This window comes from Chloroflexota bacterium, assembly GCA_016875535.1.
Classification (GTDB): Bacteria; Chloroflexota; Dehalococcoidia; order SHYB01; family SHYB01; genus VGPF01.
The window spans coordinates 1-24,051 of the sequence record VGPF01000006.1; the positions used below are offsets into that span (position 1 = coordinate 1).

Annotated in this window: 21 protein-coding genes; 12 read left to right on the forward strand and 9 right to left on the reverse strand. The window is 63.8% G+C overall.

Going from position 1 to position 24,051, the window contains the following annotated elements:
* Window positions 1-149: 149 nt before the first annotated feature.
* The gene (locus tag FJ039_03190) at window positions 150-1,895 is read right to left on the reverse strand and encodes a D-aminoacylase (GenBank protein MBM4405173.1); all 1,746 of its coding nucleotides are present in this window, start codon (window positions 1,893-1,895) and stop codon (window positions 150-152) included.
* A gap of 201 nt (window positions 1,896-2,096) precedes the next feature.
* On the opposite strand from FJ039_03190, the gene FJ039_03195 reads away from it, so the two are divergent.
* The 3 genes from FJ039_03195 (at window position 2,097) to FJ039_03205 (ending at window position 6,720) form a co-directional block, all read left to right on the forward strand.
* Window positions 2,097-3,875 carry an excalibur calcium-binding domain-containing protein gene (locus FJ039_03195; protein ID MBM4405174.1) on the forward strand — a complete coding sequence of 593 codons (1,779 nt, stop codon included), beginning with the start codon at window positions 2,097-2,099 and terminating at the stop codon, window positions 3,873-3,875.
* An 84-nt stretch (window positions 3,876-3,959) separates the two neighbouring features.
* The gene (locus FJ039_03200; protein ID MBM4405175.1) at window positions 3,960-6,149 is read left to right on the forward strand and encodes a 4Fe-4S dicluster domain-containing protein; all 2,190 of its coding nucleotides are present in this window, start codon (window positions 3,960-3,962) and stop codon (window positions 6,147-6,149) included.
* Window positions 6,150-6,153: 4 nt separating this feature from the next.
* Window positions 6,154-6,720, forward strand: coding sequence for a hydrolase (locus FJ039_03205; GenBank protein ID MBM4405176.1), 567 nt, complete (start codon window positions 6,154-6,156; stop codon window positions 6,718-6,720).
* A 28-nt stretch (window positions 6,721-6,748) separates the two neighbouring features.
* On the opposite strand, the gene FJ039_03210 is transcribed toward FJ039_03205, so the two are convergent.
* The 4 genes from FJ039_03210 to FJ039_03225 all read right to left on the reverse strand — a co-directional run bounded on the left by FJ039_03210 (window position 6,749) and on the right by FJ039_03225 (window position 10,022).
* Window positions 6,749-7,153, reverse strand: coding sequence for a DUF3052 family protein (locus FJ039_03210; GenBank protein ID MBM4405177.1), 405 nt, complete (start codon window positions 7,151-7,153; stop codon window positions 6,749-6,751).
* 2 nt (window positions 7,154-7,155) lie between these two features.
* Window positions 7,156-8,214, reverse strand: coding sequence for a hypothetical protein (locus FJ039_03215; GenBank protein MBM4405178.1), 1,059 nt, complete (start codon window positions 8,212-8,214; stop codon window positions 7,156-7,158).
* A 270-nt stretch (window positions 8,215-8,484) separates the two neighbouring features.
* Complete coding sequence (locus FJ039_03220) at window positions 8,485-8,778, reverse strand: hypothetical protein (protein MBM4405179.1); 294 nt, start codon at window positions 8,776-8,778, stop codon at window positions 8,485-8,487.
* Window positions 8,779-8,843: 65 nt separating this feature from the next.
* Window positions 8,844-10,022 carry an amidohydrolase gene (locus FJ039_03225; GenBank protein MBM4405180.1) on the reverse strand — a complete coding sequence of 393 codons (1,179 nt, stop codon included), beginning with the start codon at window positions 10,020-10,022 and terminating at the stop codon, window positions 8,844-8,846.
* Between the two features lie 72 nt (window positions 10,023-10,094).
* Here FJ039_03225 and FJ039_03230 point away from each other — a divergent pair, with 72 nt between their 5' ends.
* Window positions 10,095-11,252 (forward strand): amidohydrolase, encoded by a 1,158-nt coding sequence (locus tag FJ039_03230; GenBank protein ID MBM4405181.1) that lies wholly within the window; start codon window positions 10,095-10,097, stop codon window positions 11,250-11,252.
* 95 nt (window positions 11,253-11,347) lie between these two features.
* On the opposite strand, the gene FJ039_03235 is transcribed toward FJ039_03230, so the two are convergent.
* Entirely contained in the window at window positions 11,348-11,692 is a 345-nt protein-coding gene (locus tag FJ039_03235; GenBank protein ID MBM4405182.1) for a hypothetical protein, read from the reverse strand.
* Between the two features lie 231 nt (window positions 11,693-11,923).
* On the reverse strand, window positions 11,924-13,072 hold the full coding sequence (locus FJ039_03240) for an LLM class flavin-dependent oxidoreductase (protein ID MBM4405183.1): 1,149 nt from the start codon (window positions 13,070-13,072) through the stop codon (window positions 11,924-11,926).
* Between the two features lie 269 nt (window positions 13,073-13,341).
* Here FJ039_03240 and FJ039_03245 point away from each other — a divergent pair, with 269 nt between their 5' ends.
* Genes FJ039_03245 through FJ039_03260 form a run of 4 tightly spaced genes read left to right on the forward strand, consistent with a single transcriptional unit; the run spans window position 13,342 to window position 17,472 of the window.
* Complete coding sequence (locus tag FJ039_03245) at window positions 13,342-14,289, forward strand: ABC transporter ATP-binding protein (protein MBM4405184.1); 948 nt, start codon at window positions 13,342-13,344, stop codon at window positions 14,287-14,289.
* Window positions 14,286-15,035, forward strand: coding sequence for a hypothetical protein (locus FJ039_03250; GenBank protein MBM4405185.1), 750 nt, complete (start codon window positions 14,286-14,288; stop codon window positions 15,033-15,035). The genes FJ039_03245 and FJ039_03250 overlap by 4 nt, the downstream gene beginning before the upstream one ends.
* A complete protein-coding gene (locus tag FJ039_03255) occupies window positions 15,035-16,741 on the forward strand; it encodes a hypothetical protein (GenBank protein ID MBM4405186.1) in 1,707 nt (568 codons plus the stop codon). The genes FJ039_03250 and FJ039_03255 overlap by 1 nt, the downstream gene beginning before the upstream one ends.
* Before the next feature lie 56 nt (window positions 16,742-16,797).
* The gene (locus FJ039_03260; GenBank protein MBM4405187.1) at window positions 16,798-17,472 is read left to right on the forward strand and encodes a hypothetical protein; all 675 of its coding nucleotides are present in this window, start codon (window positions 16,798-16,800) and stop codon (window positions 17,470-17,472) included.
* Between the two features lies 1 nt (window position 17,473).
* Here FJ039_03260 and FJ039_03265 read toward each other — a convergent pair whose 3' ends face one another.
* Entirely contained in the window at window positions 17,474-18,499 is a 1,026-nt protein-coding gene (locus FJ039_03265) for a zinc-binding dehydrogenase (GenBank protein MBM4405188.1), read from the reverse strand.
* Window positions 18,500-18,806: 307 nt separating this feature from the next.
* Here FJ039_03265 and FJ039_03270 point away from each other — a divergent pair, with 307 nt between their 5' ends.
* The 4 genes from FJ039_03270 (at window position 18,807) to FJ039_03285 (ending at window position 21,155) form a co-directional block, all read left to right on the forward strand.
* Window positions 18,807-19,364, forward strand: a complete 558-nt coding sequence (locus FJ039_03270) for a peptidylprolyl isomerase (protein MBM4405189.1) — start codon at window positions 18,807-18,809, stop codon at window positions 19,362-19,364.
* Window positions 19,365-19,423: 59 nt separating this feature from the next.
* Window positions 19,424-19,882, forward strand: a complete 459-nt coding sequence (locus FJ039_03275) for a peptidylprolyl isomerase (protein MBM4405190.1) — start codon at window positions 19,424-19,426, stop codon at window positions 19,880-19,882.
* Between the two features lie 108 nt (window positions 19,883-19,990).
* A complete protein-coding gene (locus FJ039_03280) occupies window positions 19,991-20,503 on the forward strand; it encodes a hypothetical protein (GenBank protein ID MBM4405191.1) in 513 nt (170 codons plus the stop codon).
* On the forward strand, window positions 20,391-21,155 hold the full coding sequence (locus FJ039_03285) for an alpha/beta hydrolase (protein ID MBM4405192.1): 765 nt from the start codon (window positions 20,391-20,393) through the stop codon (window positions 21,153-21,155). The genes FJ039_03280 and FJ039_03285 overlap by 113 nt, the downstream gene beginning before the upstream one ends.
* A 563-nt stretch (window positions 21,156-21,718) precedes the next feature.
* Here the strand turns inward: FJ039_03285 and FJ039_03290 are convergent.
* On the reverse strand, window positions 21,719-24,031 hold the full coding sequence (locus tag FJ039_03290; protein MBM4405193.1) for a xanthine dehydrogenase family protein molybdopterin-binding subunit: 2,313 nt from the start codon (window positions 24,029-24,031) through the stop codon (window positions 21,719-21,721).
* Window positions 24,032-24,051: the final 20 nt, after the last annotated feature.

Sequence of the window (24,051 nt, forward strand, 5' to 3'; positions counted from 1 at the left end):
CGGTCCTGGTACTTCTTCTCCAGCCACTTGCTCCAGAGGTCGGGCGGCTCGATGGTGTGGGAATCGCCCGAGATGATCTTGTAAGGGTGACCCGTCGTGGACTTGTACATCAATACTCCTTTATTTTCTAGCGCGAGGCTCGACCCGCGTTACGCGGTGAACTTGTAATCGGTGCTCTTGGCCACCTTGCCGGGGAAGGCGCCCGTGTGGTCGCCGTTCTTGAAGGCCACCTGGCCGTTCACGATCAGGTAGTCCACGCCTTCGGCGCGGTTGCCCAGGCGCGTCTCTCCGCCTGGGAAGTCGTTGAAGCGCTCGGTGGGCAGAGGCGCGACCTTCTCCGCGTCAAAGATGACGATATCGGCGTTCAGGCCCTCGCGGATGAGGCCCCGGTCCCACATGCCGTAGATGGAGGCGGGGACAAAGCTGAGGCGGCGGACCGCCTCCTCCAGAGTGATGAGGTGATGCTTGCGCACCCAGTGGCTCAGGAGGAAGGTGGAGTAGTTGGAGCCGCTGAGGCGGTTGGTGTGGGCCCCGGCGTCTGAGATGCCCGCGATAGAGTAGGGACTGCGCAGGATCTCGGCCACCGCCTCCATATCGCCGTTGCGCAGGCCCGTGACGGCGAACTCCGTCTCCAGGTTCTCCTCCAGGGCGATATCGAACATGGCGTCCAAAACGTCCTTGCCGAGCCGCTTCGAGACTTCGCCAAGGGTCAGGCCCTGGTACTGCTTGTGCTTGCCCGTGGTGCTCCGCACCAGCTCCAGCTCGCCCATGGTGCGCATGCGCCCGCCGAGCTTGATCGGCTCGCTCGCCTCCGCTTTCAGCGCCGCGCGCGCCTTGGGGTCCTTGAGCCTGGCCGCGATCTGGGCCGGCGGCAGGTTGAAGGTCTCTTTCCAGGTGGCCCACCGCTCGAAGGCGATGTTGCTGCTGCGCAGGTTGAAGACGCTGTCCAGCCGCTGGCAGCGCGCCACGGCGAAGACCTGCGCCCCTTGGCGGGAGGCCTCTTCCATATAGGCCATCTGGAGCTTCCACTTCATGGGGTGGTCCCAGTTGTGGGAGAGCTCGTTCCAGTTGACCGGACGGCCCGTGCGCAGGGCGATCTCCGTCATGAGCTGCTTATCGGCGTCGCTGAAGCGGTCGGCGCCCATCACGGCCGTCTCCGTGATGATTTCCACGCTGCCCACATGGTGATCGGCCATGGGCTCAACCAGCTCCAAGACTTCGTCATGGGTAGAGAGGCGGCTGGGCACAGGCTTGCCATCGAAGCCGTAGTGCGTGGGTGAAAGGGACGTGGTGAAGCCGAAGGCGCCGGCGTTCAGGGCCTCCTGCACCAGGGCCTTCATCTTTTTGACCTCGTCCGGCTTGGAGGGGCGATCGCTGGCCTCCGGGCCGATGACGTAGCGCCGCAGGGCCGAGTGGCCGATCATGGTGGCGACGTTGATGGCGATGCGCTCCTGCTGGATGCGCTTGAGGTACTCCGGGTAGGACTGCCACTTCCAGTCCAGCCCCAGCTTGAGGGCCTTCATATCTATACCCTCGACTTTGGCGAACATCTCCGTGATGTAATCGCGGTCCTGGGGCTTGCACGGCGCGAGAGTGAAGCCGCAGTTGCCCATGACCACGGTGGTGACGCCGTGCCAGGGTGAGCAGGTCAGCAGAGGGTCCCAGAGGATCTGCCCGTCATAGTGGGTGTGGATATCCACGAACCCGGGGGCCACCATCTTGCCTGCGGCGTCTATCACCGTGGCGCCGTTGGCCTTCAAATTGCCCTTGGCGACGATCTTGCCGCCCTTGACGCCCACATCCGCTTTGTAACGAGGAAGCCCAGTCCCGTCCACAACGGTGCCGTTCTTGACAACAAGGTCGTAAGACACTCCTAAGACTCCCTCTAGGCGCATGCCGCGCAGGTGGCCCAGTTATCGCACAATTTGAAACCGTTTGCAAGTAGACCTTTGCAGTCAAATACGGTTTGTATTACACAGCCACATGGGAGCAGCAACGCAACCATTCCTCTTGACGAACTTTCCCATAACGTGTAGCGTGGCGTTTCCACCTGGGGGAGGTTACTGTCCTGGGTTATAGGGAGTGGAGACGATTCAATGCGCCGGCCTCTTGTTATTTTGCTGATACTCCTCGTGGCATCGGCAATCAACACACCTTTGAACCTTGCGTTTGCCCAGGCAAAGCAGCCCTCCATCAGCATCGCTGCGCCGAAAAGCGGGCAGACGTTAAGCGGCGCGGAAGTCGAGATAAAGGTGAAGGTCTCGAACTTCAAACTGGACGCGAAGGCGATCGGCGGCGTAAACAAGGCAGGCTCAGGGCACCTCAGCCTCCTCATTGACGGCACGGCGGTAGCGCGAACGGCTAAGACCTCTCTGAAGGTAACGGACCTCTCCCCCGGACAGCGTCGCCTTCTGGCCGCGCTCAGCCACAACGACCGCTCGCCACTCTCGCCGCCAGTGGAGGCGATGATTGATTTTGTCTATCAATTGCCCGTGAAACCCGGGAAGGTGAGCAAAGATGCGGTGCGCGTACCGCTCCCAGCAACTGCGACCCCTTTTCCCACCCCCAGGCTTAACCCAACTTCAACGCCAGCGCCGGTGCCGACGGCAGCGCCTACGCCAACAGCCGCTCCTTCGCCGATACCTGTAGCTGGGCCAAACCGATTACCAACGGCTTTACCTCGTATAGACACCAAAGAGCCGGATCGCAACTGCTCAGATTTCAAGACATGGGCGGAGGCACAAAGCTTCTTTATCGCAGCGGGCGGGCCCGAAAAAGACCCATACCGCCTCGACCAGGACCGCAATGGCATCGCTTGTGAAAGTAACCCAGGCGCGCCAACACCACCGCGAACCCTTGCACCATCCACGGCCACGCCGACCCCTGTACCTACCCCCACTCGTGCACCTGCCCCTACACCAACGCCCAGACCAGCCCCAATACTTACGCAAGTCACTGGCAACACCGTTATCACGGGCGCGCCCCTGTGGCTCCATGCTGTCGACGATGGGTCGGCAAACCTGGCCCTCTCCTCAGAGAAGAGTGGCACTATCCAGATGGGCCGTCTGAATCTCAGCAGCCCAACATCGCCAGTCTCCTGGAGGCTGGTCGCCAGCACAAGCGATGCGGGCGGCGGAGCGATAGCCGACCACTGGCACGTCTACGCCAACGGCTTCCACTGGATATCCTTCTCTGCCAACAACGCCCGGGACGCCTATCTCCTGAAGTTGGACCGTGACTTCAATCGCGTCGCGCTCTTTACTGTGGTGCGCGGCTCACAACAGCCCACGAACGACCACTTCCTCGTCGCAGAGCCGGATGGCGTCGCAGTCGCAGTCTTCCTCCCAGGGGTGGGCCACCTCGTCTACCGCTTCGATACACAAGGAACGCCCAGAGGGACGGTGCAGATTGGCGGCGGCAGCGCGATGCACGGCAATGGGTCGAGCGCCATCCCAATACAGGTAGGATTTCACGTCCTTGCCACCGAGAGCCTCACCCCTATGGCGACGAGCCGCATCCGCCTCCTTTCCTACGATTCATCCTGGCGTCTCACAGGCAATTCAACGCTCATCTCCCAGGACAGGACGAACTATGGCATGGCCAGCGGCGTACTCTTGGAGAGTGGCTACATGGTGGTGAACCTGCGGGTGAGGGAGAACGTGAACCCGCGAGGCGTGCATACACCGCCAACGGGGGGAGACGATTCCGGAGGCATCGTGCAGATTATCGTCGCGCCTGACGGCCAGGTGGCGAGCCAGCGCACCATCGTCGCTTCCGGCGGCAATAGGCCACACACGGCGCTTAAGAGCGATTTGCTCATCACGACGTGGGATGGCGGCAACCAGGTCTTCTTGCGGGTGGACAGAATCAGTTAGACCCACTTTCCTAGTTTGACTCTACACAGGGTTCCCAGGCCGGCCTTAGACCAACGCCTACGGGAATCACTATAATCTCTTCCTATGTCCAACGCGCAGGCACAGTTCAAGCGGCGGCTCGCCAAGGCCCTCGCCTCGCCCACCCTGGAGCTCGCCCTGAATAGGGCGATGCCCATGCGGCGCAAGTCCCGCGCCGCCGCCTTCGCGCAGGACGACTTCGCCGCCCTGCGCGACGACCTCCAGCGGCGCAAGCGCGCCGCCATCGAGCACCTGCCGGAACTGCTGGCGCAGTTCACGGAGAACGCCGCCAAGGCGGGCGCCACCGTTTACCTGGCGCAGAGCATCGAGGACGCTCAACGCATCGTCGGCGACCTGGTGAAGCGGCAAAACGTGAAGCTGGCCGTCAAGAGCAAGTCCCTGGCGACGGAAGAGATATCCCTGAACGAGTACCTGGAAGAGCGTCACGTGAAGGTGGTGGAGACGGACCTGGGCGAATGGATCGTCCAGCTGGCGGGGGAGAAGCCTTCCCACCTCATCACACCGGCCATGCACAAGACCCGGGAAGAGGTGGCGGAGCTCTTCAGCAAGGTCACCGGCAAAAAGATACCGCCGGACATCCCCAAGATGGTGGCCGTGGCGCGCAAGATGCTGCGGCAGTCCTTCATAGAGGCCGATATGGGCATCACCGGCGCGAACGTCGCCATCGCGGAGACGGGGAGCCTGGTCATCGTCAGCAACGAAGGCAACGGGCGCCTGGTCTCCACCCTGCCGCCGGTCCACGTCGCCATCCTGGGCATAGAAAAGATCGTCGCCACCATGGAAGATGCCCTGGCGGCACTGAAGGTCCTCTCCAAGAGCGGCACCGGCCAGCGGCTCACCACCTACATCTCCTACATCACCGGCCCCAGCCGCACGGCGGATATCGAGCTTTCGCTCACCACAGGCGTCCACGGCCCCAAGGAAGTCCACATCGTCCTCCTGGACAACGGCCGCACCACCATGCGCAACCGCCCCGAGTACCGTGACGCCCTGGACTGCATCCGCTGCGGCGCATGCCTCAACGCCTGCCCGCCCTTCCAGGCCGTCGGCGGGCACGCCTTCGGCTATAAGTATCCCGGGCCCATCGGCCTTATCCTCACGGCCTTCCACCACGGCTACGAAAATGCCCAAGGGCCGCAGACCCTCTGCCTAGGCTGCAACGCCTGCCAGACGGCCTGCCCGGCCAACATCGAGCTGCCGCGCATGATTCTGGATCTGCGCCAGGAGATGTTCGATGGCGAAAGCATCGGCATGCTGAAGGGCAACGCCCTCAACTTCCTCACTTACCAAAGGGAAGGCAAGTGGCTCGGCCTAGCGAAGGTGGCGCAAAGGGCCTTCTCCAAAGGCGAAGGGCTGGTCAGCATCCCCGGCGTCACCGGCTGGCGCTACCTGCCCAAGCTGCCCGATAAGACCTTCCTGGAGAGGCGCGGCTTGGGCGCGAAGTCCAAGGCGACGTCTCTCGTGCGATCCCAGGCGGCGGGGCAGAGCGTCCTCTATTTCCCCGGCTGCATCACGGACAACCTCTTCCCCGCGATGGGCGATTCCGCCGTCGAAGCCCTCAACGGCCTAGGGGCCGAGGTCTCGATCCCGCGCAAGGCCCAGTGCTGCGGCCTGGCGCATATGAACTCCGGCGATCGCGCAACGGCCAAGCGCCTGGCCAAAGAGACCATCGCGATGCTGGAGCAAGAGACGGCACAGCACATCGTCTGCACCTCGGCAAGCTGCGTGGTGGCCATGACGCAGGACTACCCGCACCTCCTGCGCGATGAGCCCGAGTGGGCGGAGCGCGCCAAGCGGCTGGCCGGGCGCATCAAGGACTTCACCTCGTTCGTGGACGGCGTGGCAAAGGTGAGCCCCGGCGCGCTGGCCAAGGGTGAAAGCGGCACGGTGACCTACCATGACTCGTGCCAGTCCACCAACTGCCTCAAGCTGGGCAAAGAGCAGCGGCGCATCATCCAGGGCGTCGTGGGCGCGGAGCTCAAGGAGATGGAAGAGTCCAGCCAGTGCTGCGGCTTCGGCGGGACCTTCTCTATAGACTATCCCGATATCTCAAAGCGCATCTTGAAGCATAAGCTGGACCACATCGGCGAGACGGGCGCGGAGACGGTGGTGACGGACAACCCCGGCTGCATCATGCAGCTGCGCGGCGGGCTGGAGGCGGCAGGGAAGAAGACGCGCGTTCTGCACATCGCGGAGCTGATGGCGGAACAGATGAAAAATCACAGAAAAAGGTAACGCCATGCCGCACCCGCACCTCTCATCGGCGCAATCGTCCATCCTCGTCGTCGTGGACATCCAGGAACCCTTCGCCAAGGCCATGGCCGACCGCGCGGCGCTGGTGAAGAACACCACCACCCTCATCCACGTCGCCAAGGCCGCCGGGCTGCCCACCATCGTCACGGAGCAGAACCCGGAGAAGCTGGGCCCTACGGTCCCCGAGATCAAGAAGTCCCTGCAGGACGTGGGAGCCTACGCGCCGCTGCCCAAGATGGCCTTTAGCTGCTGCGCCGCCGATGGCTTTGTGAAGCGCGTCTACGATACCGGGCGCGATACCCTCGTCATCACCGGGATGGAGGGGCACGTCTGCGTCCAGCAGACCACGCTGGAGGCGCTGAACCTGGGCTATAAGGTCCACGTGGTGCAGGACGCCGTCACCTCCCGGCGGCGGGAGGACTATGCCGCCGCCATCGAGAAGATGCGCCACGCCGGGGCCATCATCACCACCACGGAGATGGCGGCCTACGAGTGGCTCGGCACGGCGGGGACGCCCGAGTTCAAAGCGGCGATGCAGTGGCTGAAGTGGTAGCGCCGCCCAAGCGATAGGCTGACGCCCTCTACCTATCCTTGAGCCGGTTCACCAGCTTTAGGCCCGACCAAACGTCGTCCACGGCGGCCACCTTTACGTCAACCAGCCTAATCTTGAGCGCCAACTCCCGGACGATGTTCTCATTGAGGTCCGTCGGCACCTTAGATGCGCCCTTTGGCCAGGAGACCCAGATCATGCCGTTGGCCACCAAGGAGGCGCGCATCCCCGGCAGGGCCTTCTCCAAGTCAGCCTTGGACTTGGTAAAGAAATGGATGAAGTCCATGTTGGGGGCCAGCTTGGCGGAACGTTTCACCCCCGGCGGCAGAGGGCCAAGCGTCCTTTCGTAGCCCTCCGGCGCATTGAGGATGCACAAGCTGTGCCCCGGCTTGATGCCGAGCTTATCCACAAGCGGGCGCTTGGAGTAGCCGGCCATACTTAGCCCGGTATCGCCCGGGTGACGGCGTTGCCCTCCGCAAAGGGGAAGCAGGCCATGGCGTGCAGGCCGCCCAGGCCGCCGCCCACCAGGATGATGAACTGGTCAGGACGCGCCGCCAGCGGCACCTCGCCATTGACCATGCGCTTGCGCTCCTCCATCCATGGAAAGAGGACCGGCGGGAAATAGCTCAGCGGGATGTGCGACGTCACTTCCAGCAGGTACTCCTTGGCATCCTGGACGGACCAGCCGTCCCGGGAAACGATCCAGGCGAAGTCCGGGCAGAGGACCAGGATGATCTCCCCTGAGCCCGGATAGCCCAGGACCTTGTTACTGGCCGGGATGCAGAGGGAGTGGCCCAGGACTTTCAGCAGGTCCTTGGCCGATTTGCAGTTCACGTCTTGGATGTTCGTCGGCCCTTGGGAGCCGTAAACGGTGACGCAGCTTTGCTCCAGCTTGAAGCCGCGCTGCACATGGAAGGGCGGCCAGGGGCTCTTCTCCTCCCATTCGCCGATGCAGGCGGTGATACGCCCCGGCTGGCCCATGGTGGACTTGCTGACGATCCCTTCGATGGAGCCGCCGATATTGCGCATCACCAGGCGCACCGCCCGCCCGATGGTGGCGTTGGCGCGGAAGTTCCCCCCGCCGAAGAGCGAATAGCCGCAGTTGACGGCCAACTGGTTGCGCACGGGGCCGTTCAGGATAAGCATCGGCGCGACGCTGCTGGTGGTGGTGTTCACTGCGTAGAGGTTGAACTTGGGGTCGGAGCAGGCCTCGATAGCCGTGACGATGGTGGGCATGTACTCCGGCCTGGCCCCTGCCATGACGGCGTTGATGGCGATCTTCTCGATGGTGGCAGGGGCGTTGTTTGGCGGGATGGGCGCGACGACGTCCTGAGCGCCGCGCTTGGATGCGGCGATCATGCGCTCCACCCGCTCGCGCGTCGGCGGGATGACGGGCAGGCCGTCTATCCAGCCCTGGTCGGAGGCGTAGTCATAGAAGGCGTCAATGTCGTCGTTCTGCAGCGTGTGCGTCTTGGCGGTGATGTTGGCGTCCGGCATGGTGCGTTCGGTAGCTCGTCGCTACGCTTTCTTTTCGGTCAGCGCCCCGGCCACTTCGTTGAACTTCTCCCTGGCGAGTTTCAAAATCTCCTCTTTCGGCAGCGGCTCAAAGGGGTGCGGCAGGACCACCATGGGGATGTTGGGCCGGTTGCGGGCGCGCAGGAGGCTCTGCGCCAGCTTCACGAATTCGCTGGTGACGATGAGGACGGTGGGCTTGCCTTGATCGGCGACGGTAATCGTGTCGTGGACACTCCACGCGGTGCAGGAGCCTCAGGCAGCCAGGCCGACGATGACGGCATCCACCTCCGAGGCGAACTCCTTGAGCTTCCGCGTATCCTCCAGGTTAGTGGCGGTGGTGCGGCTGGTGGGGTGGTAATGCCTCACATCGCGCACTTCAAAATCGCTCCGGATGTGCTTGTCTACTTCCTCGCACCAGATATCGAAGTTCTTCCAGTCAACGCGGAAGCCGACCTTTTTCCCGTGGAGGCTCTCGAGCTTGTTGAGCTTGATGCCCTTCACTTCGGGCATGACGCCCGTGGGGTCCAGGATGACCAGTTGGCCCATAGAGACCTCCCTGCTTGGGCGGCATTGTAGCACGGGCCCGCACGACGAAAGCTGCGGAGAAGGGTCTACTTCTGCCCCAGGCCGTAGACCTTTGCGGCCGTCTCCCGGGTGAGCTTGCGCACCGTCACGGGGTCCAGCTTATGCAGCATCTCGTCCACCGCCTTGCGCGAGTGGGGGAAGGTGCTGTCCACGTGCGGGTAATCGGAGGCCCACATCACGTTGTCCGCGCCGATATCGCTCAGGAGCTTGATGCCCACCTCGTCCTCTTGGAAGGTGGCGTAGATCTGGCGCTTGAAGATCTGCCGCGGCGGCGTCTTGAGCGCCCAGTTCCTCACAATGGTGGCGTACTTCACAAACTCCATGTCCAGGCGGTTGAGGACATAGGGGATCCAGCCCAGGCCGGATTCGCCAAGAATGAACTTGAGCTTGGGATGGCGCTCCAGCACGCCGGAAAAGACGATGGAGACCAGGACTTCGTCCAGCTGCATAGGCGAGACCGCCGCAAAGGCCGCCACCGTCCACTCACCGGGCGTCGCCTTGATGGAATGGCAGCCGCCGCCTAAGTGGACGTTGAGGGCGATGCCCGTCTCCTCCGCGGCCTGCCACAGCGGCTCCCACGCCGGGTCAATGATGGAGCGCTGGGTGTGGAAGAAGCTAGCGACGACGCCCTTATGGCCCAGCTTCGCCACGCGGCGCACCTCTGCCGCGGCGGCCTCGGGCGTCTGCATGGGCAGGTAGGCCAGGAGACAGAGGCGGTCCGGGCTGGCGGCATTGAACTCGGCCGCAAAGTCGTTATAGGCGATCCAGCAGGCGCCCGTCAGCTCCGGGTCCTTGATTCTTATACCAGTGACGGGGCCGTAAATGACGGAGGCGTAGATGCCGTCCGCATCCATGTCCTGCAGTCGCAGGCGCGGCGTCGAGGGCCGCATGGGGCCTTCAGGGAGCCCTGCGCGCTGGACGGCGTTGGGGTGCGGCGGGTTGGGGATAAAGCCGCTCTGTCCCATCGTCTCGCCATCGGCCTGCCACAAGTCGCCTTGGGGCGTCTTGACCACCTTGGGGGCGCGAGCCTTCCACTTGGAGGACAAGCGCTCCTCAAACATCTTGGGCGGGATGGCCCAGATATCCAGGTGGTCATCTGCAGAGACGATCTTGTAATCAACCGGCATGGCCTGCTCCTCAAGCACAGGGCCATAGCTCCGCCCTTGCGCTGGGCTGATTATACGAGCCGCATCGTAGAAATACATGCCCGTAGATGACGCGGGTACCGCCGGGCGGCGCTCGTGCTAGGATGCGGCATCCGCTAGAGGAGGTGGGGCATGGCAAAGCACGGGTTCACAATCTTCGATTGCGATGGGCATGCGGCCGAGCCGCGGGACCTGTGGGACAGGTACATCGAGCCGCGGTACCGCGAACGGGCCAACGCGACGCTCTCCATCTACGATTTCCCCACAGGCAGCTCCGGCTTCATGCTGGAGGGGCGCTGCGTGCAGAAGGGCGTGGAGGCGGTGACCTTTGCCGGGAAGGATCCCGCCTCTTTCAAAGGGCGCTACTGGGAAGAGGGCGAGCCTGCCGCCTTCGACCCCAAGAAGCGCATCAAGGCCATGGACTCGGAGGGCATCACCATGGCCGTGGTCTACCCCAGCTTCGGCGGCGTCCTGGGCGGCGTGAACGACCCGACGCTCGCCTATGAGATGGCCAAGGCCTACAACAACTGGGTCACCGATTTCTGCAAGGCGGCCAACCTCAAGCGCATCTACGGCGTGGCCATCGTGCCGCTCCAGGATGTCGGCCTGGCCGTCACGGAGCTGCGGCGCGCCGTGAAGCAGCTCGGCTTCAAGGCCGTTATGGTACGCCCCAACCTGTACAAGGGCCTTTCGCTGGAGCATCCGACCTTTGACCCCTTCTGGCGTGAGTGCGAGGCGCTGGACGTGGCCGTGGGCTATCACCCGTTCCCCTTCCCGGACGTAGAGGGCGTGAACACCATGCTGGGCGACCTGGCGACGCTCCCCGGCACCAAGAGCATGATGGGCGATATGCTGGCCATGCCCATGGACAACATGATCACCATGGGCCGCCTTATGTTCGGCGGCGTGATGGACAGGTTCCCCAAAATGCGCTCTGCCTTCCTAGAGTCCAACGGCAGCTGGGCCGCCATGCTGGTTGACCGGATGGACAAGCGCTTCAAGCGCGGCCAGACCTACCGGAAGCAGATCAAGACGGCACCATCGGAGATCATCGCCCGGCAGTGCTTCATCGCGCTGGACGGCGATGAGAAGGCGCTCCCCTACGTGGGCAAGCTCATCGGCGAAGACGTCATCATCTGGGCCTCCGACTTCCCCCACTTCGATGGGCATTTCCCCGGCGCGGCGGCGGAGGCCGTGGAAGGCTCGGAGGCGCTGGGCAAGCGCGCCCAGCAGAAGTTCCTAGGGGAGAACGCGGCGAGGCTGTATAAGATCAAGATGCCGAAGGGTTGAGACCATTCCGCAACAGCCTGCAGGCCAAAGCAAAAGGCCCCTCCATATGGAGGGGCCTTTTGCTTATCTCAAGAACCTGTCTCGCGAAGTGTCCGCTAGCCCTTGTAGTCAAAGATCAGCTCGTTCATCGGCGGCGGAGGAGCGGAGGGGTTCATCCCGTGGATGCCCACCAGGACGTTCTCCGCGAACCACTTATCGTAGGCATTCGTTGAGGTCATGAAATGCTGGAAGACCTTCTTGGCGTCGGACGCCTCAAAGACAACCACTGCAAAATCACCCATAGGCGTGCTTTGCAGCCAGACCTGCTCTCTCTTCAGCCCAGCCTTCTTCCGGGACTCCTTATGCTCCTTCTTCCTCGGGCCCTGCATCTCAGCGATGAGCTGCTTCCACGCCGCTGTCTTCCCGGCCTTGACAGGCTGAATGAACGCATACGATGCCATAGTCGAATCTCCCCCTGTGATGATGTGCGCGCTCGGACCTCGTCTCGCCCCTGCTGCTGGCGAAGCCATGAGCGACACAAGAGCCAAACGCGGGTGTAGGGCCTATGCCTCCTGTGGGGACGTGTCAACAGCTTAGAGATAGGCTGTATCCACGGAAGGCCCTCCTGAAAGGGTGGGGAAAGAAGATACCCCGGAGTCCGGGGGATCTTCACAGGCTTTTGTGCCCTGAGGCTATCGAGACTTGAAGAAGGGGATGACCTCTTCGCCCCAGAGGCGCATGGCCTCCATAACCATCGTGTGGGGCATACCGCCCACCTGGAACTGGCACATGAGGCGATTGACGCCCGCCGCTTCGAACTCCTTCACCGTCTCGATGCAGTCCTTCGGGTCGCCGCAGATGACCATCTTTTCGCCGTAGACGTAGTCCCAGTTCGGGTTCGTCCACCACTGGGGCAGGTTGGCATGGCGCGCCCGCTCCGTATCGGTCTTCGGCGTGAAGAATTCGATGAGCTTGCTGAAGTACCACATCTCATAGGACTTCATCTGGTCAATGGCCAGCTTGGTCGTCTTGGCGCAGTGGACGGGGACCAGCGTGTTGATTTGCAGGGGGCCCATCGTCTTATCGTGGCCGGCCTTCTTCCAGGACTGCAGGGCCGTGGGCAGTTGGGCCGCCATCTGGTCCAGGGGCGTCACCGCCGTCTGAGGCATGATGTGCATGCCCATGCGCGGGTACATCTCATAGGAATCGGGACTGCCGCAGGCCGCGAACATGCGGGGCCAGGGATTTTGGATGGGCTTCGGCACCACTGTGATGGGCGCGGGGATCTTGTAGAACTTCCCTTCGTAGGTGAAGTTGTTCTTGGTCCAGCAGGTCTTGATGATGTCTATGCATTCAGAGAAGAGATCTCGGTTCAAGTCCTTGGTGGCGCCTTGGGCGTGCGGCTTATCGAAGGTCAAGAACTCGGGGGTGTAGGCGCCGCGGCCCACGCCGAAGTCATAGCGGCCGTCGGTCAGGCAGTCAATGGCGGCGATCTTTTCGGCGGTGCGCACCGGATGGTCAATCGGCAGCAGTTGGACGCCGGTGCCCAAGCGGATCGTCTTGGTGCGCTGGGAGGCGGCGGCGAAGAGGATCTCCGGGCAGGAGGAGTGCGAATAGCCGGGGTTGAAGTGGTGCTCCACGGAGTAGGCCGAATCGAACCCCATCTTCTCGGCAAACTCGATCTGGGTGAGGGCGTTATGCCACATATCCCGCTCGGTGTAGCCCGTCTCCGGGACTTCGAGCTCAAAGAAGATGCCGAAATTCATCGTCATAGAAGCCTCCTGCGGTGGCTCAAGGAAGGGGTAGCGCCGCAACCCGGCGATTGGGCGCAATTCAAACATAGGGCACCTGGCCAGTCAAGGGCGGGAGATTACCCCTGCTTGAGCCGGGCGACCTGGCGCGGGTCCGAAGCCATCCATCACGCCCATCGGCAAAACATCCCTCCATCCACGATGAGCGTATCCTTTGAGGCACCTCGCCGACATAACGGAATCGCCTTGCCGAGGCTGGGCGTTGCGGATATAATCATCGGGTTTTTGGCGCGCCGGACATCGTGTGGAACCGCCGGACGCCAGGCAGCGTAAACACAGAAAAGCAGCGGTAACACGCCTTGATCGAAGTCGAGCACCTGACGAAATACTACGGCGATTTCATCGCCATTGAGGACGTCTCCTTTGACGTCCAAAAGGGCGAGATCGTCGGCTTCCTCGGCCCCAACGGCGCCGGGAAGACCACCACGATGCGCATCATGACGGGCTTCCTGCCCCCCAGCGCCGGCACCGTGCGCATCGCGGGGCACGATGTGCTCAAGAACTCCCTGGAGGCGCGCCGCAACATCGGCTACCTGCCGGAGACCGTCCCCCTCTACACCGAGATGACCGTCCGCGACTATCTGCGCTTCATGGGCAAGCTTCGCCAGATGAGCTCGGCACAGATCAAAGAGCGCGTTGATTATGTCATCGAGCGCCTGCGCCTGAACGACTACGCCAATATCGCCATCGGCCGCCTCTCCAAGGGCTACCGCCAGCGCGTCGGCATCGCCCAGGCCATCCTCCACAACCCGGAGGTGCTGGTCCTTGACGAGCCAACCATCGGCATTGACCCCGTCCAAGTGGTGGAGACCCGCGACCTTATCAAGAGCTTCGGCAAAGAGCACACCATCCTGATCAGCTCCCACATCCTGCCGGAAGTCAGCGTCCTCTGCGAGCGCGTCGTCGTCATCCATGAAGGGCGCATCATCGCCGTGGACAAGCCGCAGAACCTCTCCGTCCGCCTGCGCGGCACGGAGCAGATCAAGGTGGAGGTGCGCGGCCCCCAGCGGGACGTGGCGGCGCGCCTGCGCCAGGTCCCCGGCGTCCGCGAGATGACACGCCAGGAGACGGGCCAGAACACCGCCGTCTACACCCTGGAGTGCGAGCCCGGCTCCAACCTCCGGGAGACGCTGGCTGCCGAAGTGGTCAAGCAGAACTGGGGCCTCCTGGGCCTCCAGTCCTCTGCCATGAGCCTTGAGGATATCTTCCTGAAACTCACCGCCAAAGCGGAGGCTCCAAAGAGTTGAAGAACACCTGGCTCATCGCGCGCAAGGAGTTGGGGACCTACTTCTCCTCTCCCATCGCCTACGTCATCATGACGGCCTTCCTGGTCTTCACCGGGCTGCTGTTCATTGACAGCATCAGCGGCGCCTTCCGCGAGGCGACGATGCGCTCCTTCTTCGCGGGAGAGTCCGTGGGCGGCATCCTGGGTGATACGATCAACGGGGCCTTCGTCCTCCTGCTCCTCGGCCCGGTGCTCACCATGCGCCTCCTGGCGGAAGAGGCCAAGCTCGGCACCATCGAGCTGCTCCTCACCTCACCCGTCCGCGATTTCGAAGTCGTCCTCGGCAAGTTCCTGTCCGCCCTCGTCATCGTCCTCATCCTCCTGGCCCTCACCCTCTACTATCCCATCATGCTCGGCCTCTTCGCCGAGCCGGACCCCGGCCCTATCGTCTCCGGCTATCTGGGCATGGCGCTCCTGGGCGCGCTCTTTCTCAGCGTCGGTATGTTCGCCTCCTCCCTCAGCAGCAGCCAGATCGCCTCCGCCGTCATCGGCATGGTGATCCTGCTCATGTTCTGGTTCATCAATGAGGCCTCGGACTTCTTCAGCGGCCTCCCGGCGGACATCCTGAACTTCGTCTCCCCGCGCCGGCACTTCACGGACTTTGCCCGAGGCCTCGTCAACACGGACACCATCATCTACTTCATCGCCCTGACGGCCATCTTCCTCTTCCTTACCATCCGCGTCCTTGAAGCTAGGCGGTGGCGCTGATGGCCAAGCAGAAGAAAGCACCCATGCTGGGGCGGCTCACGGGCGCCCTCGGCAGCCCCTCGGGCCTCTTCCTCACCATCGCCGTCGTGCTGCTGGTGGTATCCGGGCTCGTCTACTTGGCCTTTGACGATTTCAAGACCTCGGCCCTCGTCTTCTTTGCCATCGGCCTCCTCTCCCTGCTCCTTGCCGCCGCCACCGGCTTCGACCGCATCCGTAGCGCGGCGCGCACGCGACAGGGCTTCTACGGCGTCAACACCACGGTGATGACCTTGGTCTTCCTCGCCATCGGCGCGGTGGTCATCTATGTAGGCGCGCGGCAGAACGCCCAGTTCGATCTCACGGAGACCAAGCAGTTCTCCCTCTCCCAGCAGACCAAGAAGATCCTGGGCGACCTGGACGGCAATGTGCAGGCCGTCGCCTTTTTTGTCCCCACAGACCCCAACCAGCTTCTGGTGCGCGCCAACGCCCTGGACCTGCTTGAGCAGTACGCCAACCAATCGGGCAGGTTCTCCTACCGTGTGGAGGACCCGGAGCTGAAGCCGGAAGAGGCTCGGCGTTTCGGCATCAACGCCGATTCCCAGCCCGGCACCATCGTCTTCGCCTCAGAGGGCAATCTCCAGCCCGTCGCCACGCTCTTCTTTGAAAGCCGCTCCAGCCGCTTCTTGCCGAACCCCACCTTGGAGCAAGACTTCACCTCCGCCATCCTGGCCGTCACCCACAAGCAGCGGAAAGTGGTCTATTTCCTGACGCGCCACGGGGAGCGCGATATCGCGAATATTGTTGATACCAACGGCTACGGCCTGGCCCGCGCAGGCATCGAAGGCGATAACTATGAGGTGCGCGTCCTGGACCTGGGTAGTCAACAAGTGGTGCCGCAGGATGCCGCAGTCCTCATCATCGCAAGCCCCAAGAACGACTTGCTGGATGAAGAGGTCAAGCCCCTGGACGACTATCTGCGCAACGGCGGCAAGGCCCTCTTCCTCCTTGACCCGGAGACACCTCCCAAGTTCCGCCAGGTCCTGAAGACATGGGGCGTGGAGCTGGGCAACGGCACCATCGTGGACCTGGCCAGCTCCGTGGCCAACGACCCGCGCTCCCCCCTGGTGACCCGCGGCAACCAGCGCTACTCCATCCCCAACGGCCAGGTCAGCGAAATCACACGCACGCTGAGCGATGTGACCGTCTATCAGCGCGCCACCTCGGTATCGCCCGTAGACGCCAAGCCCGCCGCCGACTTGAACGCGCCGAACGTCTTCTATGATTCCAATAAGCTGCAAGTCCTGCCCCTTGCCGTCACAACGGCCCTCCTCAGTTGGCTGGAGACGGACCCGGAGCAGAACCAGCGCCAGTCCGGCGAGCCACAAGGCCCTCTGGCCATCGGCGTCAGCGTGGATGCCCTCGCGCCCTTCGCAGATGCCCTGCCTCCTGAGGGCCAGCGCAAGCGGACACAGATCGTCGTCTTCGGCGATTCGGATTTCGCAAGCAACCGCTTCATCACCTCCTTCGCCAATGGCGATATGCTCTTCAACTCGGTGAACTGGCTCGCGGACGATATCAACCTCATCTCCGTCCGTCCCAAGCTCGCCGAGCCGCGCCTCCTCATCGTCACCCAGGCCAAGTGGAACTTCATCCGCTGGTCCAGCCTCCTCATCCTGCCCGTCGTCATCGCCGCTGCAGGCGCCATCGTCTGGTGGCGCAGGCGGTAGAGCCTGGGCCGCATCCTTAGGGCCATGCCGAGGCGTATCATTAGGCAGAGCCACTCATGAACATCCGCACCACCATCATCCTCATCGTCCTGCTGGCCGTGGTCAGCGCCGTGAGCGCCGTCTACATCAGCACGCGCGATAAAGGCGTGCCCAAGTCCATCGGCGCGCCGCCCCGGGACTTCTTCTATCAGGTAGACGACGACGCCATCATCAGGGTCTCCGTCACATCGGAGGGCAAGACGGAGAAGTTCGTGAACGATAAGGGGACCTGGCGCTTCGATGGCGGCACCAACGAGCCTGTCTTCTTGGATCGCTGGGGCGGCGTGACACTGCTCCTCAGCGGTCCGCAGTTCAAGCGCCGCGTTATCCAGGAGGCCCAGGCGGAAGACCTCCAGCGCTACGGCCTAGCCTCGCCTTCCGTGGTCATCACGGCAGGGTTGATAGAGATCGGTGATATCGAGATCCGGGTAGGCGATAGGACGGCGGACGGGACCAGCCACTATTCGCAGTACCGCCGCAGGCCCGTTAGCGGCCCGGCCCAGAACGACCCCGGCATCTACCTGGTGGACTCATCCTGGGGGGACGTCTTCTCCCGCCTGGTGAGGGAGCCGCCGCGCATCCCCACGCCTGCGCCCGAGCCTTCGCCCACGCCCGGCCCCGGCACGCCCACGGCGGCGCCGCCCCAGACGCCGGCCGCCACCGCAGCCTCATCGCCCACACCTAGCCGCTAAGCTACGGCGTCAGCACCGCACGTCCGAACATCCTGCGCGAATAAAGCATCTGGTGGACGTTCGCCGCCGCTCCTAAAGGAAACGACTCTACAACGGGCTTGACCTTGCCCTCCTGGATAAGCTTCAGCGCCGAATCCAAGTCCTTGAAGTTGCAGCCGCTCGCCCCCATGAGTTTGGCATCCTTGAAGAGCAGGCTCGCCGGGCTGAAGCTGATCTCCCCGGCATTCACCTGCCCGATGAAGACCATCCGCCCGAACTGGGCCAGCGCTTGGAAGGCAGCCGGGAAGGCCCTGCTCCCCACTGTGTCTATCACCACGTCCACGCCGTTCTCCTCCGTGAGCGCTAGGGCCTCCCACTGGAACTCCATATCGGGGCTAAGCAGCACCTCGTCAGCCCCAAACTCCCGGAGGCGGGAGACCTTCTCTTCCGTCGTCGTCACGGCAAAGACACGCGCCCCGTGGGCTTTGAGCAGCTGGACGGCATGGACGCCTACGCCGCCGCCTGCGCCCGTCACCAGGGCCGTTTCGCCCGGCTTCGGCTGGGCCAGGTCGCGGATCGCGCCGAGGGCGACGCCGATGGGGCATGCCGCAACAGCGCCGTGCTCAAAGGAGAGGCCTTGCGGCAAAAGGCGTAGGCTGCGCTCCGTGATGCGCACATACTCCGCGTAGCCGCCGTCTACGCTATGGCCGATGCCGTGGCCGTTGCGGCAGCGATGCTCGTGCCCGGAGAGGCAGCGGTCGCAGGAGCCGCAGCATTCGGTGAGGATGGAGACCACGCGATCGCCGGGCTTGAACCGCCGGGCCTGCGCGCCGCACTGCGCCACTTCGCCGGCGATCTCATGGCCCAGGACCACGTTCGGCTTGATGCCGCGCTTCAGCGTGCCCCGCGTCACCAGGACGTCATGGAAGCAGACGCCGCAGGCCCGCACCTTGACGATGACATCGTCAGGGCCGGGAACGGGCATCGGGAGATCGCGAAGGCGAAGACCGGACGGGCTTCCCGGCTCCTCCAGAACAACGGCTTTCATCAGTGCATCTTCCTCTCAGGAACTCCCTCGTATGCTATCATAGGCGGCGTTGCTTTTTAGCCAATTCCCTGAAGTAAGGAGCGATGCTTCGACTATGCGATTGTTCCCCAAACTCCTCACCATCGGCGCTCTGCTCACAGCCGCCATGCTCGTCATCGTCGCCTGCGACGGCGAAGACCTGACACCCACGCCGACCCCAAGGCCGACGCCCACACGCGCCTTCCAGACTCCCTCCGCCGTGCCCACGGCCACACGCCCGCCTTCCGGCACCGTGGCCCCCAAGCCCACCTACACCGCCGCGCCGCGCATGACCATAGACCAGAACAAGAGATACTTCGCCACCATCAAGACCAACAGGGGCGATATGCGGCTGGAGCTGCTCCCCAAGATCGCGCCCGTCACCGTCAACAACTTCGTCTTCCTCTCCCGCCAGGGCTTCTACGATGGCGTCCGCTTCCACCGCATCATCAAGGACTTCATGATCCAGGGCGGCGACCCGTTCAGCGCCGACGACGCCAAGATCGCCGCCTGGGGAACCGGCGGCCCCGGCTACACCATTCCCGATGAGTTCCCCTGCCCCAACGGCACGGTGACCAATTCCCAACCTGCCAACTGCACGCCCACCGTCACCTTCACCAAGTCGGGCTACCTGGCCATGGCGAACACCGGCCGCCCGGCCACCGGCGGCTCCCAGTTCTTCATCACCCTGGTGCCCACGCCGCACCTCAACGGCCTGCACACCATCTTTGGGCAGATCGTCGGCGGCGCCGATATCCTTCAGGCCCTGGGCCTGGTCGCCACCGTCCCCGGCGATCGCCCGGCGCAGCCCGTCACCATTCAGACCATCGTCATAGAAGAGCAGTAACCGATACACCCTAGGAAAGTGAGCCTATCCACGTGGCACAGTACAGCAAACCGCCCGAAATGAAGATAGATGCCAAGAAGGAATACCACGTTGACATGGAGACGACGAAGGGGAAGATCCGCATCCAGCTCTTCCCCAAGAGCGCGCCGATCACCGTCAACAACTTCGTCTTCCTCTCCCGCGAAGGCTATTACGATGGCGTCCCCTTCCATCGCGTCATCCCCGGCTTCGTCGCCCAGGGCGGCGACCCCACAGGCACCGGGCGCGGCGGGCCCGGCTACCAGTTCGCCGATGAGGTGAACCCCAAGACCAACCCGCTCAAGCACGCCTCCGGCGCCCTCTCCATGGCCAACGCAGGCCCCGGCACCAACGGCAGCCAGTTCTTCATCGTCTACGACCCACAGCCGCACCTGGACGGCAAGCACACCGTCTTCGGCCAGGTGACGAGCGGCATGGACGTGGCACGCAAGCTCCAGGTAGGCGATAAGATGACCAAGGTGACCATCGAAGAGAAATAGCCCCCACCGCCGTAGACCCCTCGAAAGGCCCTCCGGCGTCTGTCGGGGGGCCTTTCTTTTTGGGATTGACCCGCCGACCTTGTGCCGCTATCCTCCTGGCATATGCAGATGCACGACCTCTGGAACCACAATAACTACGCCGTGCCGCCAGAGAACCTCCACCTGGTGGAGGCCTGCATCACCGCCGTGATGCCGTGGGAGCTATGGGTCAAGAAGCCTGACCTCCTGGGCTACCGCTTCAACGCCGATCACTATAGGGGCATGGTCTTCTTTCGCCCGGCTAAGCCCGCCGCGCAGCTTGCCGAGACGATCGAGCGGCTTCGCCGGCAAGTCCCGGACCTGGATGCCGCCCTCAAGGGCTTCGAACGGCTCCCCGCCGACCTGAACGACCACAACGGCTTTATGGTCAAAGACCTGGAGGAGTGGGAGACCCGGCTCAATATCTTCCAGAAGGCGGAACACGAGCACCCGGAATGGAAGCTGAAGGTCGTCACCGTGCTTCGGCCCCATGACCCGGACGCGGTTTCCAAAACGGTCTACCAGGCGTGGCTCCGCATCGGGCTGTTGGGGCCTATGCGCAACACCTTCGAGATGCAGTGCCGCAGCCCTGACGCGGCATAGTCTTCACCTCCGTATGCCTCAGCGCCACATCACCTTCGCCTCCGGCAAGCTGACGCTGGAGGGCTACCTCCACACCCCTGCCGGGAAGCCTCCCCGGCCCGGCATCGTTGTCTGCCACCCGCACCCGCTCTACGGCGGCGATATGGAGAGCAGCGTCGTCAGGGCCATCGTGGATGGCGTCCTTGCGCAGGGCATCGCGGCCTTGCGCTTCAACTTTCGCGGCGCCGGCGCGAGCGAAGGGGCCCATGACAAGGGCATGGGCGAGCGCGAGGACCTCTCAGCGGCGCTCAAGCGCCTCGTTGAGGAGAAGGAGATAGACACTAAGCGCATCGGCCTGGCGGGCTACTCCTTCGGCACCGGCGTCGCCATGGCCGTAGCCCCCAATGAGCCGCTGGTGCAGGCCATCGCCCTCGTCGCGCCGCTCCTCACCGGCGTCAACACGCCTGCCGCCCTCGCCTATGCCAAGCCCAAGCTCCTCATCGCGGGCGATATGGACGCCTATGTGCCTGTGGAGCAGGTCCACGAGCTGAAGCGCAAGCGCATGGCCGAGCCGCTGGCGATCGAAGTGATCCACGGAGCCGACCACTTCTTCTTCGGCCACGAAGGGCGGATCGCCGCGCTCACCGGCGATTTCTTCAAGCGCTCGCTCTAGCGTAGCGCTACACGCCGCTCCCTGAAAGGGGCGTCTCTGCGACGCATGGTGGGGACAGCCTGTCCTCCCGCTGTGGTCCCCCAACAGAGTGACGGGGGACACAGCGTCCTCCCAGGAACCATCAAGAACCATCATCTGAACCTTCCACAGGAGCGGTCGGGGCTGCGCCTTGTGCTCCGCCCCTCCCTGAAGAACAAGGCACAGCACCGGGACTCCCGGCAAAGGCTTCAGAAGGAGGAGACGGAGCGCTTCGAGAGGGTGTTCAGGGATGCCCTTCAGAGGTCGAGCCGAGCGACGGTGTAGTGGCGCGACAACCTGCGGGGGCAGGGCAGCGCTACAGCAGCGCTACAGAGCGCTACAAGACACCGTGACAAGCCAGTGACAAGGCGTGACAACCAGCCTTGCGCTTGGGCTTTTCCAGATTCAACGGCAGCGCGACAACTGCGGCACAGAGCGGCGCAACACCAGCGCTACAAGCCTAACGGCGGGACAGCTTCGACCTATCCCCTAACCCCTTCCGTAGCTCGAGGACGAGCACAAGTGGAAGGGGAAGAGGTCGTCCCCTACTTCGCGCCATTGGCCTTTGCCGCGCGCCTCTCCTTGAGGATCGTGGCCGGGCTCAGCGGCAGCTGCCGGATGCGCACGCCGGTGGCGCGGCGGACGGCGTTGGCGATGGCCGCCATGGGCGTAACGATGGATATCTCGCCGACGCCGCGCACGCCGAAGGGATGGCCCGGGTTCGGGACCTCCACCATTACCGTCTCGATCATCGGCAGGTCCAGCGTCGTAGGGATGCGATAGTCCAAGTAGGTGGGGTTGGCCATGGCGCCGTTAGCGTTATAGACATACTCCTCGTTCAGCGCCCAGCCGATGCCCTGGACGGTCCCGCCCTGCATCTGGCCCTCCACGTAGCCGGGGTGCACGGCCTTCCCCACATCCTGCACGATGGTGCAGCGCACCACGTCCGTCTTCCCCGTCTCCGGGTCCACGCGCACATCCGCAATGGTGCCCGCGTACGAGGGTCCCACGCCTGTGGGGCTGGCCGAGGCGGAGGCCACGATGGGCCCACCGAAGGGGTGGATCTTGGGGATTAGCTCCTTGAAGGTGGCCTTGTTCGCCGGGTTGCTCTTGCTGGAGATCACGCCCTGCTCGTAGATGATTTCGTCGGGCGTCGTCTGCCAGAGCGTCGCGGCGCGGGCCTTCACCTGCCGCTTGATCTCCTCCGCCGCGTTAATGGCGGCGATGCCTGTGGCGAAGGCGACGCGGCTGCCGCCGGTGGGGCCGGTGAAGCCGATCGTATCGGTATCGCCCACGTTCGGGGTGATGTCCTCCGCCGCGATGCCGAGCACTTCCGCCACCTGCTGGGCTGTGGCGGCGCGCGTCCCGCCGATGTCCGGCGAACCGGTGATAAGGGCCAGCTTGCCGCTGGGGTTCACTGCAATGGTGGCCGATGATGCGCCTCCGGTGTTGCTCCAATAGCCGATGGCGACCCCCCGGCCCGTGTTCGGCGGGAGGGGCGCGGTGTACTGCGGGTGGCGTTTCATCGCCTCGATGACCTCCACGCACCCGATCTTGGGCACCGCGACGCCGCTCACCAAGCGGTCGCCGGTGCGGATGGCGTTCTTAAGGCGCAGGTCCAGCGGGTCAATGTGCAATTGCTCCGCCAGCTCATCCAGCGCGCTCTCCAGGGCAAAGGCCGCCTGGGGAGCGCCTGGCGCGCGATAGGCGGCCACCTTCGGCTTGTTGACCACAACGTCATAGCCTTCCGCCCGCATGTTGGGGATGCGGTAGGCGGAAAAGATGCACGAGACGCCTGCGCCCATGGGCGACCCGGGGTAGGCGCCCGCCTCGTAGGCCAGCCAGGCATCAGCGGCGGTGATACGGCCATCGCGCTTTGCGCCGAGCTTGAGACGGATCACTGTGCCGGCCGTGGGGCCGCTGGCTTGGAAGACCTCGCTCCGGCTCATCGTCATCTTCACCGGGTGGCCGGACTTCCGCGAAAGGAGCGCGGCAACGGCGTCCAGGTGGAGGCTGATCTTCCCGCCGAAGCCGCCGCCGATCTCCATCGCGATGACCTTGATCATGGCGTCAGGCAGCCCCAGCATGGCCGCCAGCTGGCCGCGAACGCCGAAGTGCCCTTGGGTGCTGGTCCAGACCGTCACGCGGCCATCCGGGCCCCAGTAGGCGGTGCCGTTGTGCGGCTCGATGTATCCCTGGTGGACGGCCGTGGTGCGATATTCCCGCTCCAGGATGACCTCGGCCTCCTCGAATCCCGCCTCCAGGTCTCCCTGCTGCATCAGCAGCCGGGAGGCGATATTGCCGCGCTGGCCGCTATCCTCTCCCCGCGTGAAGCGCCTCTGCTGGAGGAGCATCGTCATGTTTTCATGGAGGAGCGGCGCCGTGGGCTTCATCGCCTCCAAAACATCTTGCACAAAGGGCAGCACTTCGTAGTCAACCTTGATCTTCTCCAGCGCCTCTTCCGCGATGTGCGGGCTGACGGCGGCCACGGCGGCTACCGCATGGCCGACGAAGAGCGCCTTCTTGGGCGCGAGGCTGATCTCGCAGAGAAGGCGGGAGTTCGCCAGCGTCTCGCCCAGGTCGACCGGAACGTTGTTCTTGATGATCGGCATATCGGCGGCGGTGACCACGGCTTTCACGCCGGGCATCGCCAGGGCGGCGGAGGCGTCTATCGCCTTGATGCGCGCGTGCGGATGGGGACTGCGCAGGACCTTGCCGTAGAGCATCCCCGGCAGGATGATGTCCGCGCCGTACTTGGCGCGGCCCGTCACCTTGTCCACGCCATCGTGACGGATGGGGCGCGTGCCCACCACGCGGAACTGCTGGCCGGTCGCCGGGCGTTCTTCAGTTGTCGTCATAGCGAACCCCCTTCATAAGG

Bases quoted from the DNA above. Each gene is read 5' to 3' on its own strand.
- FJ039_03210 (MBM4405177.1), bottom strand. From the start codon at position 7,153: ATGGCCGGCTACTCCAAGCGCCCGCTTGTGGATAAGCTCGGCATCAAG.
- FJ039_03280 (MBM4405191.1), top strand. From the start codon at position 19,991: ATGCACGACCTCTGGAACCACAATAACTACGCCGTGCCGCCAGAGAAC.
- FJ039_03230 (MBM4405181.1), top strand. From the start codon at position 10,095: ATGGCAAAGCACGGGTTCACAATCTTCGATTGCGATGGGCATGCGGCC.
- FJ039_03275 (MBM4405190.1), top strand. From the start codon at position 19,424: ATGAAGATAGATGCCAAGAAGGAATACCACGTTGACATGGAGACGACG.
- FJ039_03215 (MBM4405178.1), bottom strand. From the start codon at position 8,214: ATGCCGGACGCCAACATCACCGCCAAGACGCACACGCTGCAGAACGAC.
- FJ039_03205 (MBM4405176.1), top strand. From the start codon at position 6,154: ATGCCGCACCCGCACCTCTCATCGGCGCAATCGTCCATCCTCGTCGTC.
- FJ039_03255 (MBM4405186.1), top strand. From the start codon at position 15,035: ATGGCCAAGCAGAAGAAAGCACCCATGCTGGGGCGGCTCACGGGCGCC.
- FJ039_03290 (MBM4405193.1), bottom strand. From the start codon at position 24,031: ATGACGACAACTGAAGAACGCCCGGCGACCGGCCAGCAGTTCCGCGTG.
- FJ039_03285 (MBM4405192.1), top strand. From the start codon at position 20,391: ATGACCCGGACGCGGTTTCCAAAACGGTCTACCAGGCGTGGCTCCGCA.
- FJ039_03265 (MBM4405188.1), bottom strand. From the start codon at position 18,499: ATGAAAGCCGTTGTTCTGGAGGAGCCGGGAAGCCCGTCCGGTCTTCGC.
- FJ039_03200 (MBM4405175.1), top strand. From the start codon at position 3,960: ATGTCCAACGCGCAGGCACAGTTCAAGCGGCGGCTCGCCAAGGCCCTC.
- FJ039_03190 (MBM4405173.1), bottom strand. From the start codon at position 1,895: ATGCGCCTAGAGGGAGTCTTAGGAGTGTCTTACGACCTTGTTGTCAAG.
- FJ039_03225 (MBM4405180.1), bottom strand. From the start codon at position 10,022: ATGTATTTCTACGATGCGGCTCGTATAATCAGCCCAGCGCAAGGGCGG.
- FJ039_03195 (MBM4405174.1), top strand. From the start codon at position 2,097: ATGCGCCGGCCTCTTGTTATTTTGCTGATACTCCTCGTGGCATCGGCA.
- FJ039_03270 (MBM4405189.1), top strand. From the start codon at position 18,807: ATGACCATAGACCAGAACAAGAGATACTTCGCCACCATCAAGACCAAC.
- FJ039_03220 (MBM4405179.1), bottom strand. From the start codon at position 8,778: ATGGGCCAACTGGTCATCCTGGACCCCACGGGCGTCATGCCCGAAGTG.
- FJ039_03235 (MBM4405182.1), bottom strand. From the start codon at position 11,692: ATGGCATCGTATGCGTTCATTCAGCCTGTCAAGGCCGGGAAGACAGCG.
- FJ039_03260 (MBM4405187.1), top strand. From the start codon at position 16,798: ATGAACATCCGCACCACCATCATCCTCATCGTCCTGCTGGCCGTGGTC.
- FJ039_03240 (MBM4405183.1), bottom strand. From the start codon at position 13,072: ATGTTTGAATTGCGCCCAATCGCCGGGTTGCGGCGCTACCCCTTCCTT.